The 14,549-nt window shown below is 47.7% G+C and carries 14 protein-coding genes; 7 read left to right on the forward strand and 7 right to left on the reverse strand.

Features of this window, described 5'->3' with window-relative positions; genetic code table 11:
• Positions 1–29: 29 nt before the first annotated feature.
• The 4 genes from ACJ2PR_RS18460 to murC form a co-directional block, all read right to left on the reverse strand.
• A complete protein-coding gene (locus ACJ2PR_RS18460; RefSeq protein WP_446878081.1) occupies positions 30–287 on the reverse strand; it encodes an arsenate reductase/protein-tyrosine-phosphatase family protein in 258 nt (85 codons plus the stop codon).
• Positions 288–433: 146 nt separating this feature from the next.
• Positions 434–781: a YbaB/EbfC family nucleoid-associated protein gene (locus ACJ2PR_RS18465; RefSeq protein ID WP_446862321.1), complete on the reverse strand. Its 348-nt coding sequence runs from the start codon at positions 779–781 to the stop codon at positions 434–436.
• Positions 782–1,056: 275 nt separating this feature from the next.
• Entirely contained in the window at positions 1,057–2,070 is a 1,014-nt protein-coding gene (gene murB, locus ACJ2PR_RS18470) for a UDP-N-acetylmuramate dehydrogenase (protein WP_446878082.1), read from the reverse strand.
• Positions 2,071–2,157: 87 nt separating this feature from the next.
• A complete protein-coding gene (gene murC / locus ACJ2PR_RS18475; protein WP_446878083.1) occupies positions 2,158–3,672 on the reverse strand; it encodes a UDP-N-acetylmuramate--L-alanine ligase in 1,515 nt (504 codons plus the stop codon).
• Positions 3,673–4,183: 511 nt separating this feature from the next.
• On the opposite strand from murC, the gene nadD reads away from it, so the two are divergent.
• A complete protein-coding gene (nadD, locus tag ACJ2PR_RS18480) occupies positions 4,184–4,855 on the forward strand; it encodes a nicotinate-nucleotide adenylyltransferase (protein WP_446878084.1) in 672 nt (223 codons plus the stop codon).
• Positions 4,856–4,984: 129 nt separating this feature from the next.
• Positions 4,985–5,998 carry a type I glyceraldehyde-3-phosphate dehydrogenase gene (locus ACJ2PR_RS18485; protein ID WP_446878085.1) on the forward strand — a complete coding sequence of 338 codons (1,014 nt, stop codon included), beginning with the start codon at positions 4,985–4,987 and terminating at the stop codon, positions 5,996–5,998.
• A gap of 264 nt (positions 5,999–6,262) precedes the next feature.
• Here the strand turns inward: ACJ2PR_RS18485 and ACJ2PR_RS18490 are convergent, their stop codons facing one another.
• The gene (locus tag ACJ2PR_RS18490) at positions 6,263–7,285 is read right to left on the reverse strand and encodes a hypothetical protein (RefSeq protein WP_446878086.1); all 1,023 of its coding nucleotides are present in this window, start codon (positions 7,283–7,285) and stop codon (positions 6,263–6,265) included.
• 139 nt (positions 7,286–7,424) lie between these two features.
• Here ACJ2PR_RS18490 and ACJ2PR_RS18495 point away from each other — a divergent pair, with 139 nt between their 5' ends.
• The 4 genes from ACJ2PR_RS18495 to modB all read left to right on the forward strand — a co-directional run bounded on the left by ACJ2PR_RS18495 (position 7,425) and on the right by modB (position 12,272).
• The gene (locus tag ACJ2PR_RS18495) at positions 7,425–8,675 is read left to right on the forward strand and encodes a hypothetical protein (protein ID WP_446878087.1); all 1,251 of its coding nucleotides are present in this window, start codon (positions 7,425–7,427) and stop codon (positions 8,673–8,675) included.
• A gap of 49 nt (positions 8,676–8,724) precedes the next feature.
• Positions 8,725–9,393 carry a class I SAM-dependent methyltransferase gene (locus ACJ2PR_RS18500; protein ID WP_446878088.1) on the forward strand — a complete coding sequence of 223 codons (669 nt, stop codon included), beginning with the start codon at positions 8,725–8,727 and terminating at the stop codon, positions 9,391–9,393.
• A gap of 118 nt (positions 9,394–9,511) precedes the next feature.
• The gene (modA, locus tag ACJ2PR_RS18505; protein ID WP_446870336.1) at positions 9,512–10,306 is read left to right on the forward strand and encodes a molybdate ABC transporter substrate-binding protein; all 795 of its coding nucleotides are present in this window, start codon (positions 9,512–9,514) and stop codon (positions 10,304–10,306) included.
• Positions 10,307–10,400: 94 nt separating this feature from the next.
• Complete coding sequence (gene modB / locus ACJ2PR_RS18510; protein ID WP_446878089.1) at positions 10,401–12,272, forward strand: molybdate ABC transporter permease subunit; 1,872 nt, start codon at positions 10,401–10,403, stop codon at positions 12,270–12,272.
• A 212-nt stretch (positions 12,273–12,484) separates the two neighbouring features.
• Here the strand turns inward: modB and ACJ2PR_RS18515 are convergent, their stop codons facing one another.
• A complete protein-coding gene (locus ACJ2PR_RS18515) occupies positions 12,485–12,784 on the reverse strand; it encodes a hypothetical protein (protein ID WP_446862313.1) in 300 nt (99 codons plus the stop codon).
• On the opposite strand from ACJ2PR_RS18515, the gene ACJ2PR_RS18520 reads away from it, so the two are divergent.
• Positions 12,783–13,217 (forward strand): hypothetical protein, encoded by a 435-nt coding sequence (locus ACJ2PR_RS18520; RefSeq protein WP_446878090.1) that lies wholly within the window; start codon positions 12,783–12,785, stop codon positions 13,215–13,217. The genes ACJ2PR_RS18515 and ACJ2PR_RS18520 overlap by 2 nt on opposite strands.
• Here ACJ2PR_RS18520 and ACJ2PR_RS18525 read toward each other — a convergent pair.
• Complete coding sequence (locus tag ACJ2PR_RS18525) at positions 13,214–14,335, reverse strand: hypothetical protein (protein WP_446862311.1); 1,122 nt, start codon at positions 14,333–14,335, stop codon at positions 13,214–13,216. The genes ACJ2PR_RS18520 and ACJ2PR_RS18525 overlap by 4 nt on opposite strands.
• Positions 14,336–14,549: the final 214 nt, after the last annotated feature.

Below are 14,549 nucleotides of genomic sequence, written 5' to 3' on the forward strand. Positions count from 1 at the left end.
ACTCGCTTGCCTTCATCATCTCACAGATTTTATGGTTTTCGGATAGGCCCTAAGTCGGATTTTGTAAACTGACGGGCGCGACCCACTAGCTCAATGCCTTGCAGTTTGGCAGCAGCAGTCATGCGGCGATCGGGCGGACTGCCAATGTGATAGCTCGAAGTCCCCGCTGAGTCACAAATAAGTTGATCTGAGAGACCTGCCTGCTGGATCAGGTGATTCATAATGTTCTCAGCAGACGGAGAGCGGCAGATGTTACCGAGACAGACAAAAAGCAGTTTGTAAGGCATTGGGATTTTAGATTCTGGACTTGATAGCGGAACTTTTATTCAACAACCTTTTATTCAATCACTGATTATTCAATCACTGATTATTCAATCACTGAGGAGTCAAATTCACAACAACGTTCATCCAAAATCTAAAATCCAAACTGAACTTAGCCCAAGCCAGGGAGATTGAGACCGCCTGTGAGTTCTTCCATCCGTTCGCGCATCGTAGCGGTGGATTTGTTGTAAGCATCCTTGGTGGCAGCTAACACTAAATCAGACACAACATCCGCAGATTCTTGCAGCGCTTCGGGGGCGATCGTGACCTTTAGCGGCTCTTGGTTTCCACTCACCACGACTTTGACAAGCCCACCGCCCGCTTCGCCTTCGATTTCCATCTGTTCGAGTTCTTCTTGGAGACGTTTTGCTCCTTCTTGAACCTGTTGCGCTTTTTGAAAGGCATCTTTTAGCTCTTTCATTTTGCCGAGACCAAAGCCAAATCCCTGTCCTTGTGACATAACTTCCTACGGGGTGTGAGTGGAATGTAGATCAGAATTTTCGCAGATGCGATCGACTCTTTGCCCAATTTTTATCAAGCAACAGTCAAGCAAGCTTCATTATGACATCGCCTGACTCAGACAGTTCACTGAGTCCAAAAAGTAAAAAGGGAAGCTGCTAGAGGTCGCTCACCCGGTTGAATGACAAAAGTCCTGAACTCTTAATCTGTGGGTGGTCAAATGGTAGTCAAAGTTGGCAAATGCTGTTAGCTTCGCAAATGTCTTCAGCAACGCACCTAGATCGGTTGGAACTCGCCCAACATTTTGACTTCTGGCTCTAACCAAAGCGACCACTGCTGCTGAACCTGATGCTGGACATGCTGAATTAGGGCAAAAATGTCGGTTGCAGTCGCGCCGCCGCAGTTGAGAATAAAATTGGCGTGACGTTGAGCAATCTGAGCGCCGCCAATCTGATGCCCCTTTAGACCCGACTGCTCGATCAGCCAGCCCGCCTTATAGTCGCGTGGATTGCGAAAAACGCTCCCACAACTGGGCAAATCGTAGGGTTGAGTTTTGAGACGGTGATGCTTATGGTTGCTGGTTTCTTCTAAAACTTGCGTGGGGTCGGCACCAGGGTTGAGTTGAAACGTGGCTTGCGTCACCAAACGACGATCGCCCTGCAAGGCCGACGTTCGATATCGATAATCTAAGTCCGCAGGGGTGAGAATCTCGATCGACCCATTGGGCAACAAAACGTGAGCCTTGACCAGAGAATCAGCGACGCATCCCCCATGAGCGCCCGCATTCATGACCACCGCTCCGCCGACCGTCCCCGGAATCCCAACTGCCCACTCAAAGCCCTGCCAGCCGCGATCGGCTAGTTGCCACGCAAGTCTCGGAAGCGGCTCTCCAGCGCCCACCGTCACCTGTCCCAACTCTGCATCAAAGGCCATATGGCGAAAATGACGAGTCGAAATCACCAACCCCGGCAGCCCACGATCGCTAATCAACAGATTTGACCCTGCACCGAGCATTGTAATCGGCAAGCCTTGAGCCGTTGCCCACTCAAAACTCGCTTGCAGATCTTCTAATCGACGGGGTGCAACATACCACTCTGCCGGGCCTCCGACCCGAAACGATGTCAGTGTAGAGAGTGGAACTTTGGCTTTTAGCAAACAGTCAGTACCAGGGAGCGCGATCGACAATATCTCATTCGGCTGAGGAGGCAGCGATCGAGACGAATTGATTTTAGTTGAAAAACTTGATTTGAGAGCGCTAATCGAAGTCCGGGGATCACTGGAGAGAGTCATGGTTTTTAGTTGCTTGAATACTCCAACCGAAACCCCTCACGGGTCGGATGGGCAGTTGCTAAATTTTTGCCACAAAAATTGGAGCGGTTACACCGTCCTGGAGATACGTTCTTGAGCAACCCCGGACTGATGCGCCATCACATCTGGGATCACTTGATTCAGGTTTCCCGCACCCAAGAAAATCGCCAGGTCTCCCGGAACTAAGGTGTCGTTCAAGAAGTGAGTGATCGCCTGAAGGGTCGGCTGGTAGAGCACATTAGGGTTGTGGTGAGCAATCAAGCTGGTCACCTGCTGTCCAGTGATCTGGTTTAAATCAGGCTCGCCTGCGCTGTAGATATCACTGACAATCACCAGGTCGGCGTTCGCAAAAGAGGCGGCAAACTCCGGTAAAAATGTTAGCGTTCGACTGTAGCGATGCGGTTGAAAGACGGCCACCACGCGCTGAGGTGGGACGGTCTGACTTGCCTGTAATTTTGCGGCCGCCAACGTCACCTGGATCTCGCTGGGGTGATGGGCGTAGTCATCGATAAAGAGAATGTCGTTAAACTGACCCCGCTTCTCAAATCGGCGGCGGGCACCCTCGAATAGCGCAATCGCCTCAGCAATCACTTCAAACTCCAGTCCCAACAGCCGTCCGGTCGCGATGCCTGCTAGAGCGTTACTCAAATTATGAGTGCCCAGAAGCGCAATTTTTAGCTGTCCAAGAATTCTTCCGCGTTCCCAAACTCGTGCAACTGTCCCATCTGAGCGATAGTCTACCTGATCAACGCTGTAATCTGCGCCAGAGTCTCGGTGCAAACTATAGGTGATGGTCGGCTGAATGCGATCGCGCACCGTTTCACAATCAATGCTGCCAATTAACGTGTGACAATGACTCGCAAACGTCTGGAAGGTTTCGACGACCTGTTCTAGACTGCTGTAGTGATCGGGGTGATCGAGTTCGATATTGGTGATGATGCCGATCGCCGGAGAAAACTTGACCAGCGAACCGTCTGATTCGTCTGCTTCGGCGACTAAGTATTTTCCACTACCGACACGGGCATTGCCTTCCCAGGCGTTTACCTCACCGCCGACGATGATGGTCGGATCGACCCCCGCCTTTAACAGCAGGTAGCTAATCAAACTACTGGTCGTGGTCTTACCATGAGTGCCCGCGACAGCAATACTTTGGTAATCTTGAATCAGCGCTGCCAAAAGATCTGATCGGTGAAAAATAGGACAGCCTAGCTCGATCGCCGCTCGATATTCTGGATTGGCCGGATTAATAGCCGTCGAGCAAATGACCTGGGGAAGCTGCGCCAAATCACTTTGACTAAAATAGCTTTTTTGAGACGCTCTAGCAGCAACCGAACCGACCCCGACGATCGCAGGGGCAGGCTGCTCTAGAGGGGACTTAAAAAACTCAAGGTTTGAGGCGTTTTGACTCGAAAAGATGTGGGCACCTAATTCTTGCAAACGCGCCGTAATATGGCTCAAGCGAACATCAGAACCGGACACAGGCAACCGACGCTTTGTTAAGACATAAGCGAGGGCTGACATTCCAATTCCACCGATTCCAATAAAATGAAATGGTCTGCCGCTGAAATCAACGGAATTCAGCATCTTAGCTCCTTACACACCACACCAATAACACGCGCTATCATATCAAGGATTGCTTTTTCACGGTATAGATTAATTGGAATTTGCGGTCTTTTCCTCTAGACAAGTGACAAAGCATTCCTATTAATTAAGTGAAAAATCGGATTTTGTCTAGCGGTTTTGATACATCTGCGTTTTGTGGATCATCCTAACTGGTTAACTACGCCACCAACTCGACGATTTCCTGATAAAAATACAGAGTCAGTTCAGTAATTTTTCTAGTTAAATTTGATTTGCCATTTACGATACCCTGGATCATTTAAAACAGCACAACCATAAAGAAAATTGATGCTGCTGTTTGACTTAACCAGGAAAAATGGAGTTTGTCACGCGATGTGCAACCTTAAATTGATGTCTCCCCTCTTTAAACGAGCTAAAGAGATCTCAACGTGAGGTCATCTACAGAATAATTCTCTAACTCCTTAAAATAGAAAACTCAAAGAAGTCGCATGTCGCGGTTTGATTCTGTTTTTTCATGAAAAAGTTAGCCATCTTTGGCGGCACGTTTAACCCGGTGCATCGGGGGCACCTGCACATCGCGGAGGCGGCTGTTGAGCAGTTTGCTCTGGACAGCGTACTCTGGGTTCCGAGTCGTCTACCGCCGCACAAACGAGACCTCGCCAAGTTTGAGGATCGCTTAGAAATGGTGCGGTTGGCGATCGCCCCTCATCCTCATTTCACCACCTCAGACATCGAAGCTCGGCGAGAAGGCGTTTCCTGGGCGATCGACACCTTTCACGATCTGCAAGTGGTTTATCCCGACACCCAGTGGTTCTGGATCATTGGTGCTGATGCGTTTGAGAATTTGGCCCGGTGGCGAGGCAGTGAGGAATTGCGGCAAGCCTGTATTTGGCTGGTGGCTCCGCGATCGAGAGAGGAGGGAGGAGAGAGGAGGGAGGAGAGAGGAGGGAGGAGAGAGGGGCCAGGGGTCAGGGGTGAGGAGAAATTAAGTCAGAATTTAGGATTCAAAACTCAGAACGAGCGAGGGGTGCGATTGCAGTGGATTGAGATGGAGCCGATCGCGCTTTCGTCTAGTCTGATTCGTCAGTACTGTCGAGGCAGCGCAACCTTGCAGGAACCGCTTTGTCACCTGATTCCAGAGTCTGTAGAAGCCTATATCGAAGCCCACAAACTATACCAATCATAGGCTTTGAGCGACTCTTCACTTCTCCCTCCTCCCTCCTCACTTTTCTACATTTTTCCTTAAGAATCGATCAACCTTTTACGATATGATGACTCTCATTAATAGGTATTTATCTACAGAGGGCAAGACGCAGTGATTAGAGTAGCGATCAATGGCTTTGGGCGCATCGGACGCAACTTCATGCGGTGTTGGGCAGGCAGGGAAAACAGTCAGATAGAAGTCGTCGCCATCAATGACACGTCTGACCCTAGAACCAATGCTCACCTGCTCAAGTACGACACCATGTTGGGCAGGTTTAACGCAGATATCGATGCTGACGAAAACACCATTACCGTCAACGGCAAAGTGGTGAAATGTACGTCCGATCGCAATCCTGAGAACTTGCCCTGGAAAGATTGGGACATCGATCTGATCATCGAATCGACGGGGGTCTTCATCAGCAAAGAAGGTGCCACAAAACACATCAATGCAGGTGCCAAAAAGGTTTTGATTACGGCTCCTGGCAAAAATGAAGATGGGACATTTGTCGTTGGCGTGAATCATGAGAAGTACGATCACCACAAACACAATGTCATCAGTAACGCAAGCTGCACCACCAACTGTCTTGCCCCGATCGCCAAGGTGATCAATGATAATTTTGGCATCATCAAAGGCACGATGACGACGACTCATAGCTATACAGGCGATCAGCGTTTGTTGGATGCCAGCCACCGAGATTTGCGTCGGGCACGGGCTGCGGCGATGAACATTGTCCCGACCTCGACGGGGGCGGCTAAGGCAGTCGCTCTGGTGCTTCCTGAACTGAGCGGTAAGCTGAACGGAATCGCGATGCGGGTGCCGACTCCCAATGTGTCTGTGGTCGATCTGGTCGTCAACGTTGAAAAGGCGACGATCGCCGAGCAGGTCAATCAAGTTCTCAAAGATGCCTCTGAAGGGTCGATGAAGGGCATTATCAAATATTGCGATTTGCCTTTGGTGTCGAGTGACCACGCAGGGACGGATGAGTCGTCGATCGTGGATTCGGCGTTGACGATGGTGATGGGTGGCGACATGGTGAAGGTTGTTGCGTGGTATGACAATGAGTGGGGCTACAGTCAGCGCGTGGTTGACCTAGCCGAAGTGGTCGCCCAAAAGTGGGAAAAGTAAATAGTCTCAAGAGATAGCTTAATTCATTGCCCTCAATTCTGAATTTGGAGTTGGGGGTTTTTTGTTGGGTTCATGGGGCGGGGCACTGGACGATGGAGTTTTTTCGCTTCGGTGTGCAAATCTTCTGCCCCCCAACTCCCAATTCTGGCGAACTTTAAGCGAGGATTTTTATGTCAAAGTTCTTTATCTGTGGGAAGCTTGGAGGACTTGCAGATTTGTAATCGTTTTGAATGAAGCCTTTCATCAAATTCCCATAAGCTTAGATTACTTCAGGCTTAGTTCGATACTGGCTAGTAGTTGTTTGAGTTGTTGTCTTTGTTGATCAATCCAAGCTTTTTCTGCTGCGCGCTGTTCGGGTGTTTCTTGTTGATAGCGCTTTTGAATGTTGAGAAAATAATTGTAGAAGGTGAGCGCCCACTTCACGACTTTTTGAAGCATGGCGAGGCGATCGCTAATCACCATTTCAACTCGCTGCTCAATTTTTGTCAGTCCTTCATCTCTAAACTTAGCAACTTCTTCCCAGGAGATGTCTCCAAAACGTTGCCGCCACTCTTCTATTTTGTAGTGAAGACCTTGGGATAAATTGACGGTATGACTATCAGACAGAGTATCTAGGTGGCGATCAAATCCATCTTCTACTTCTGTTAATATATCTTCCTTCCTTTTAGTTAGCTGAAATTTCAACTTTGGGTCAAATAGGTCAACAAAAGACTGCGCTGAATTAAGATGTTTAGTGTCGAGTGCTTGCAGCAGATGATTGAGAACCTCTTTGATTTCGCTATCTAGATTTTCGGAGACAGAAGCTACTTTTCCAGGCAAGTCTCGCCTAAATTTGTCTTTCTCACCCCAGCCAATGCCCTCTCGATATTGCTTTGTTTGCGTATTTAAGAAGCAGCCTTCTTTTAATTCTTCGATCTGCTGATACCATTTCTGCTTTGCTTGTGCGATGACTTCCACTTTTTGTTCGGCTGCAAGTTGCTGAATACGATTCCAACATCCGCTAATTTCCCCAAGTCTCTCTAAGATAGTGAGGTTTGAAGTCTTAATAACTTGCTGCTTGCTTTGCAAGACTGCTTCGGACTGCTCCAAAGTTTTCATGCAGCCCATCAAATTCCTTTTGAGTTGGACTTGTGCTTGTAGAAGATTGTCTAAACATGGCTGAATCGAGCTACGCAATGCTTTAGCAGATTGTTTAATCTCTGAAGAATTTATTGAGTGGTATTGATCTGCTAATAGCTCTGTTGAAGATTGAGCGATCGCCCTCAGAGACGTGAAATATTCGTTCATCAGTCAAACTTCCAGAAAAATCAGTAAATTTACTGAACCTGAGTCGGCTACTAGCTCATTTACTCCCTACATCCTACTCAATCAGGAAATTTACGGCTAGACTGGCGGCACTCTCACTCGAAAATGTGCAAATCACCTCATGCAGTATTTCATTCAATATCTTTTCTCACCTGAAGGGCGAAAACTTTTAGAAGCGGGCAAAGCTATCTACATGATGACAAAAGACGGAAAAAGATTGCCTATCTTAATTGATCCCATAACAAAGAAGATTATTGAGATCGCCAAAGCTTCTGCCTCTACTCAGTTCAATCCTGCTATTGTGCCTCTGGACTTGATAAGAACGACTGCTCAAATGGCTCAAATTCATCGCGGCTTTCAAAAGACTTACAGGATGCTCGAAACGCTTCAACAAAGTTTGGGAGTCTTGCAAACGACAACAGCTATCATCGGGGCAGGGGTTGCAGTCACCGGAGTTTTGACCGCAGTGAATTTATATCAAACAGTGCAACTGCGAGAAGACGTAAAGCAACTGCGAAAAGAATTGAACAATGGCTTTTTGGATATTAAACAAGTCTTGACCTCACAACATACAGAGATTTTGCAGCGGATTGATCAGAAGGCCTTGGACGATCGCCGCCGAGAATTAGAACGCGCCTACGCCCGGTTTTCAGAAGCCACAAAGTTAGTTGGACTAGCGCTAGAGTGCCAAAATGTAAGTGCTAGAGACAAGTATTTAGCCAATGCAGTGCAGACGATGAGTGAGTCACTGGCAATCTACAACGACCCTCACTTGATGCCAGAGATGAATGCGGCTGGGAAATTGCGTCGATTTGAATGCGCCTGGACGATCGAGCAAACGATCGCGCTAGTCTTTCAATTACACAATGAACCGATCGCTGCCAGCAAATGTATCTCTGATCTGCAAAACAAGATTAAACAGAATGTTCTCTCAGTGGTGACTAGTTGTGAATCTCAAGTTGAATTAGACTTTATCTTTCCAGAAATTACTCGCATTCATCATCAAGACTTGCAGGTTTTAGAAGCGTGGCAAACTCAAATTGATGTAATCCGATCCCTTTCGCCCAGTGAATTACAACAACTTCCTAATCTGACGCTTGAAGACTTTGAGACGATCACACCTGACATTTTACAAATTCCCCCCGAAGAGGCATTGTATGAAACGCTGCGGACTCAAACTGATTTTCGAGGATTGCGCGATCAGTTGCGCTTTATGATCAAACCTGAGTCACGACAAGAATATGAAGTCGCGATCGCTGATCTAGCTCCCAAATCAGGCTACTCCGCTCTAGTGCCGTCTAGTTGGCAAGATGTTTCTGATCTAACCGTGGCTAATCTCTACTGGTACTTCAGCAATCTCAAAAGTGCTTGAATAAAATAGAAATCGACAGTGTTAACCCTGCATTCAATGAGCGTTACTAATGAGTCCATCTATCCCTGCTAATAACCCCGACTGGACAATCTACTATCAAGCCGTAGAAGGTGGCTCACCGCGAGAAACATTGTTGAAAGCATTAGCGAGGTTTGACACAGAGAGATTGTTAGATTGTCCCATGCTCCAAGCAGTTGATTTAGGCTGTGGGGATGGGCGAGATACTGTCGAACTGCTGCATCGCGGCTGGCAGGTATTGGCGATCGACGCAGAACAAGCCGCCTTCGATCGTCTCCTCAATCGTCCGATTCAACAAGACCACCTTCAAACTCAACTGATGCGTTTTGAAGCCTTGACTTTGCCTGCTGCGGTTGATTTGATTAATGCCAGCTTTTGTCTTCCCTTTTGTCCACCTGCCAATTTCTCAGACTTGTGGCAAACGATCGTGACCTCGCTCAAACCACAAGGACGCTTTTGTGGGCAGTTGTTTGGCGATCGTGATTCCTGGGCGGTTTATCCTCATCGATCGCATCACACGCGCCCACAAGTTGAAGTGCTTTTACAACCCTTTGAGATTGAGTGGTTTGAGGAAGAAGAACGAGATGGAATCACGGCGATCGGTGAAGAAAAACATTGGCACATCTTTCACATCGTTGCTCAAAAAAAGCCTGATCCAAGCAACTCAACGACTTTGGAAGAAACTAAAAGACAGACGTAACGGCTTCTCAACCTCAGCACTTAGCGCTTTGCTATAGGTTTTACAACCATGATATAAAACTCAAAGCTCTGGTGACAGCTACCTCCGGATTTGTTGTCAGCGTCCTTTAGAGGTTTGTATGAAAAAGCAACGCATTCTGGTGTTCGTCACTCTTGTAGTTCTAGCCTTTGGTGTATCTTTTGGGATTCGGCTGCTCAATACACCCGTGGCGATCGTTCAGGTAAATACTCAACTCATTGTTTCTGCTGCTGCCAGCCTGGCTGATGCCCTAAAAGAACTAGACCCAATCTATCAACAATCTCGCTCTAATGTCGGGGTGCGCTACAACTTCGGTAGCTCCGGCGCACTACAACAGCAGATTGAAAATGGTGCCCCTGCTGATGTTTTTATCTCAGCCGCCGTGAGACAGATGGATGCCCTACAACATAAAAACCTTCTCACCTCAAACACTCGGCGTAATCTGTTGACTAATCGGCTTGTGTTGGTTGTTCCTAGTAATCGGTCTAGCGTGACAGACTTAAAGAGTTTAACCCATGTCCGAGTCAAACGGATTGCGATCGGTGACCCGCGTAGTGTTCCGGTTGGACAGTATGCCCAAGAAGCCTTGACTAAAGCGGGTATTTGGAATCAACTAAAATCGAAGTACGTTCTGGCAAACAATGTCCGCCAGGTGTTGCAGTTTGTCGAAGCCGGAAATGCCGACGCTGGATTAGTCTACCTGACCGATGCGAGAACCACGAACAAAGTTAAAATTGCCCAAACGGTTCCAGCCAGCTTACATTCGCCGATCGTCTACCCGATCGCAGTGCTAAAAAATAGTCGTGATCAAACTGCTTCCAAAAGCTTTGTCGATTTTTTGTTTGGCAATCAAGCAAAACAAGTGTTTCAGAAGTACGGTTTTAACGTGTCTTAGTCGAGAATTTTGGGGTAGTTAAAGCCTGTCGTTAAAGTTCTTCAAGTCACAAAACTTCCTTGATTCACCAGTCACGAGCTAATAGCTTGAACCTATGGAACTAGATCTTTCCCCCTTCTGGATTTCCCTCAAAACGGCTGGCTTGGCAACGATCGTTACCTTCTTGCTTGGTACGGCCGCCGCTTACTGGATGTTGGGCTATCGCGGTCGCTGGAAAGCGATTATCGAAGGCATTCTCATTGCTCCATTGATTTTACCGCCGACTGTAGTTGGGTTTCTTCTGCTATTGCTGTTTGGTAGAAATGGGCCGCTTGGCAACCTGATGGAGCAGTTTGACTTTACAATCATCTTTACCTGGTATGCGGCAGTTGTGGCGGCGATCGTCGTCTCGTTTCCTCTGATGTACAAAACAGCACTGGGGGCATTTGAGCAAATCGACTCTAGCCTACTTCAAGTAGCCAGAACATTAGGAGCCTCAGAACTACGAATTTTTAGACAGATTCTCTTACCGTTATCAGTGCCTGGACTATTAGCCGGAAGCACACTCGCCTTTGCGCGGGCATTAGGAGAATTTGGAGCCACCCTGATGCTGGCGGGCAACATTCCTGGGGAAACTCAAACCATGCCAATGGCTATCTACTTCGCAGTCGAAGCCGGAGATGTGGGTCAAGCCTGGTTGTGGGCAAGTGTGATCATGGCGCTCTCAGTGTCGGGTCTGATCATGGTCAACCTGTGGCAAAAGCAATATGAGCAGACATTGTATCGGCAACAATCAGGCACGATCGAAGCTGATGAACCCGTAAATCGAGGGGGAAAGTGGACGCGATCGACTCCCTCAGAGCATCGAGCACACCATTGCACACAACCTCAATCTGACACAGGACAAGGACTATTTGTTGACATTGAAAAACAGCTATCTACTTTCACACTCGACACCACACTCACGGCGCAGCAAGAAACTTTAGGCATTCTCGGCGGGTCAGGGTCAGGAAAAAGTATGACGCTGCGCTGTATTGCTGGAGTAGAAACCCCAACCAAAGGGCGCATTGTTTTGAATGGACAAACTCTATTTGATGCCGACAAGCAAATCAACCTGCCTAGTTCCAAACGCAACGTTAGTTTAGTGTTTCAAAACTATGCTTTGTTTCCCCACATGACGGTTGCTCAAAATGTAGGATTTGGGCTACATCATCTGTCCAAACCCAAGCGCCTTCAGCGAATCAGACAACAGCTTGCCCTAGTACAATTGCAGGAATTAGACACGCCCGGAGGAGTCAGCTTTGCTGCACGCTATCCTCACCAGCTTTCGGGGGGACAACAACAACGAGTCGCCCTAGCAAGAGCATTAGCAACCGAACCGGAAGTCCTGTTGTTAGACGAGCCTTTTTCGGCGCTTGATACCTACCTCCGCAGCCAACTAGAGCGACAACTCATCAAAATTTTGTCTACCTATCGCGGAGTGACGTTGTTTGTCACCCATAACCTGGAGGAAGCCTTTCGAGTTTGTGAGACGCTGATGGTGATGTCTAGTGGAAAGCCGATCGCTTATGATTCCAAACATCAGATTTTTGAGCATCCCCAAACTGTTCGCATTGCTCAACTCACAGGTTGTAAGAACTTCTCTCGTGCAGTAGTAGTCGGAACTAACTTAGTTGAAGCAACCGATTGGGGTCTGACGTTGCAGGTTCTCGAAGCAATTCCCGATCGCCTCACCGACGTTGGCATTCGTGCCCATCAGATTAGCCTTACCACTGATCCTGACGACTACACTTATCCCTGTTGGTTAGCCGCAACTAGTGAAACGCCGCACCGAATGACCCTTTTTCTCAAGTTCAAATCGGTGGCTACTGACTCGCAGGACTATCATGTGCAAGCAGAGATCTTCAAAGAAAAGTGGACTGTTCTCAAAGACCAACCGTTCCCCTGGTATGCGAGGCTCGATCGACTGATCTTGATGGTGGACTAATTAGGAATTAAGCAGCCGTCTTCCGATTGTTCTCCGACATCCAATTTTCCTAGTACCTGTACATCGCTAACTTCAAAACATCTGGATTGGACATTCGCAGATTTAATAACGAAGATAGTTTCGTCAGACCCTGTTGATAGATCGTTCTTTAACGCTAGTCTTCTTCGATGCACCTTGAACAGCCCTGTGTCGGTTAAAAATGGGCAATTCCTCTACAATGGGGAGCTTTCGTTTGAGCTAGAAAATGGAATCAATGAAAGTCCACTCAGCTCAAGTAAGGTGCCCTGAGAACCTTCTTCAATAACTAGCGTGGGAGGTAATACAAACACTCTTTTGATAGCTGGGGAAGGTGCTTCTGAAGGAGCAACTGACTGACATATTTTATATAGATCCCCTTCACAGATAGGGTACATATCTGTCAGGTACATTATTCTTGAATCCTGAGCTTCATTAGCGATCGCCGCTCTCTCAATTCCGACAACCATCAACAGTGTCAACAGTGCAATTTTCATGATGACTCCAAAAGCTACCCGTGATTTCATCAAGAGAATATTTGCGCTGGCATCCGTAGCGATCGCCGTCTTTTCGTTGACAACCCAAAGGGCGATCGCTGCACCTTTCGTTTTGAGTGATTACTCAGGCAATCTTTACGGGCAAGGAACTTTGACCTGTTCCAAAGATTTCTACAGCCCTAATCCCACGAGATCTCCTCGGAACGCCATGTTTTTCGCCAGGGCAAACTACACTTTTGTCGAGCCACACCTTCGCGTCGGACATGATCTTAAATTTCAGCTAAATCAAACCATATCGCTCAACCAGGATGCATCTACCGTCCACAAAACCCCGCCTACAGCCCCACCAATTATGCTAAAGTCAGCCAAAATTAGGGAGTTGGGGGGCAAAACCGCCAATATACGAACAATATACGACGTGAAAGAACCTTAACGTAAATCTAGCCAAACCTGTGCTGGAATCTCTTCTAGCTCAGGAGCAAGCGGGAACGTCCCCGGTGGAAAATCATTAGAAACTAACTGCTCCAACAAGATAAGCGCTTCTGCAAATAGAAACTCAACAATCTCATCCGGAACACTACTACCCACAAAGTTAACCGGATAACCTCGATTGACGAGATAAAGCGTTCTATCTGGAAGGTGATAAGCCTCCACATGGGGATGAATCAACTCAATTGATTTTGCCTGTCGATCTAAGTAGTCCAAGTCAATCTCAACCTTCTTAGAACTAGCACTGACTAGAATAGTGCGATCGCTCAATCGGTCAATCAACTCCGGAGTAATCGAGCAGCCACCCGACGCACCAATCACGATCGAGACTCGATCCAGGCTATCCAACTCATCTCGCAACAAAAAGCCGTCTAGCTTGAGCGCAACCTTCTTAATCACATCAAGATCCTGTCCTGCAACCACAAGATTCTTGGCTCGTAGACTGCGGCAAACCCCGCGACCCACCCAACCATAGCCATTGACGAGAGCGAGACGACCTGCGATCGCATAGCCAATCTCCCGCAAAATTGTATCCAGAGACGACACCACCGCATCTCCGACATAATCCCCCTCAATTTCCTTGAGACGAGTCTCAGCGCAATTTAACTGAGGAATCAAAAGATCTTCAATACGCTGCGCCGCCCAGACCCCCTGCTTAGTAATCTCAACACCGCCGCGCACATAGTTTTGATAGTCTCGGTAGTATTTGTGAAAGCAAGTGATTGCATACCCACCTACTTCATGCAAAAGGAGTTGATGACCTGCTTGACGACACTGTTCGAGGCTATTTTTCAACTCAACCTGGATAGTTTCTTCCAATTCGTCAAACCCTGGAGTGAGTACCCGAATGCCCTGACGCTGCAAGGCTTCTACAACGTGGTCTTTGCCAGAGTAGCCAATGCCAATCACAACTTCGATCGCAAAAAACTGATGAGAAGTCAGAAGTAGCCGCAGCGTATCTTCATAGAGATGTTGTACGACAAATTGACGGTATCCAGAATGAGGTTTGATGCCGACTCGACGAGCAACCTCACCCAAAAAATCTGGATGAAAACGATTCATTAAGTGTCTCCCTGTTTCACAGTTGATTCTGGTGAGCAAACCACACTGAAACGAGGGGGAAATTTAACATTAGACTCCTGCACGAATCATAGATGCCCTCCGAAGGCTCTTGCGAAGCTAACATTAATCGCCAGGTATTCATGCAGGAAGTCTATTAAACCTCCCTCCTCCAACTTTCATTAAACCAGGATGGTGCAAGATTGACGATCGCTCT

Source organism: Phormidesmis sp. 146-33 (assembly GCF_052939515.1).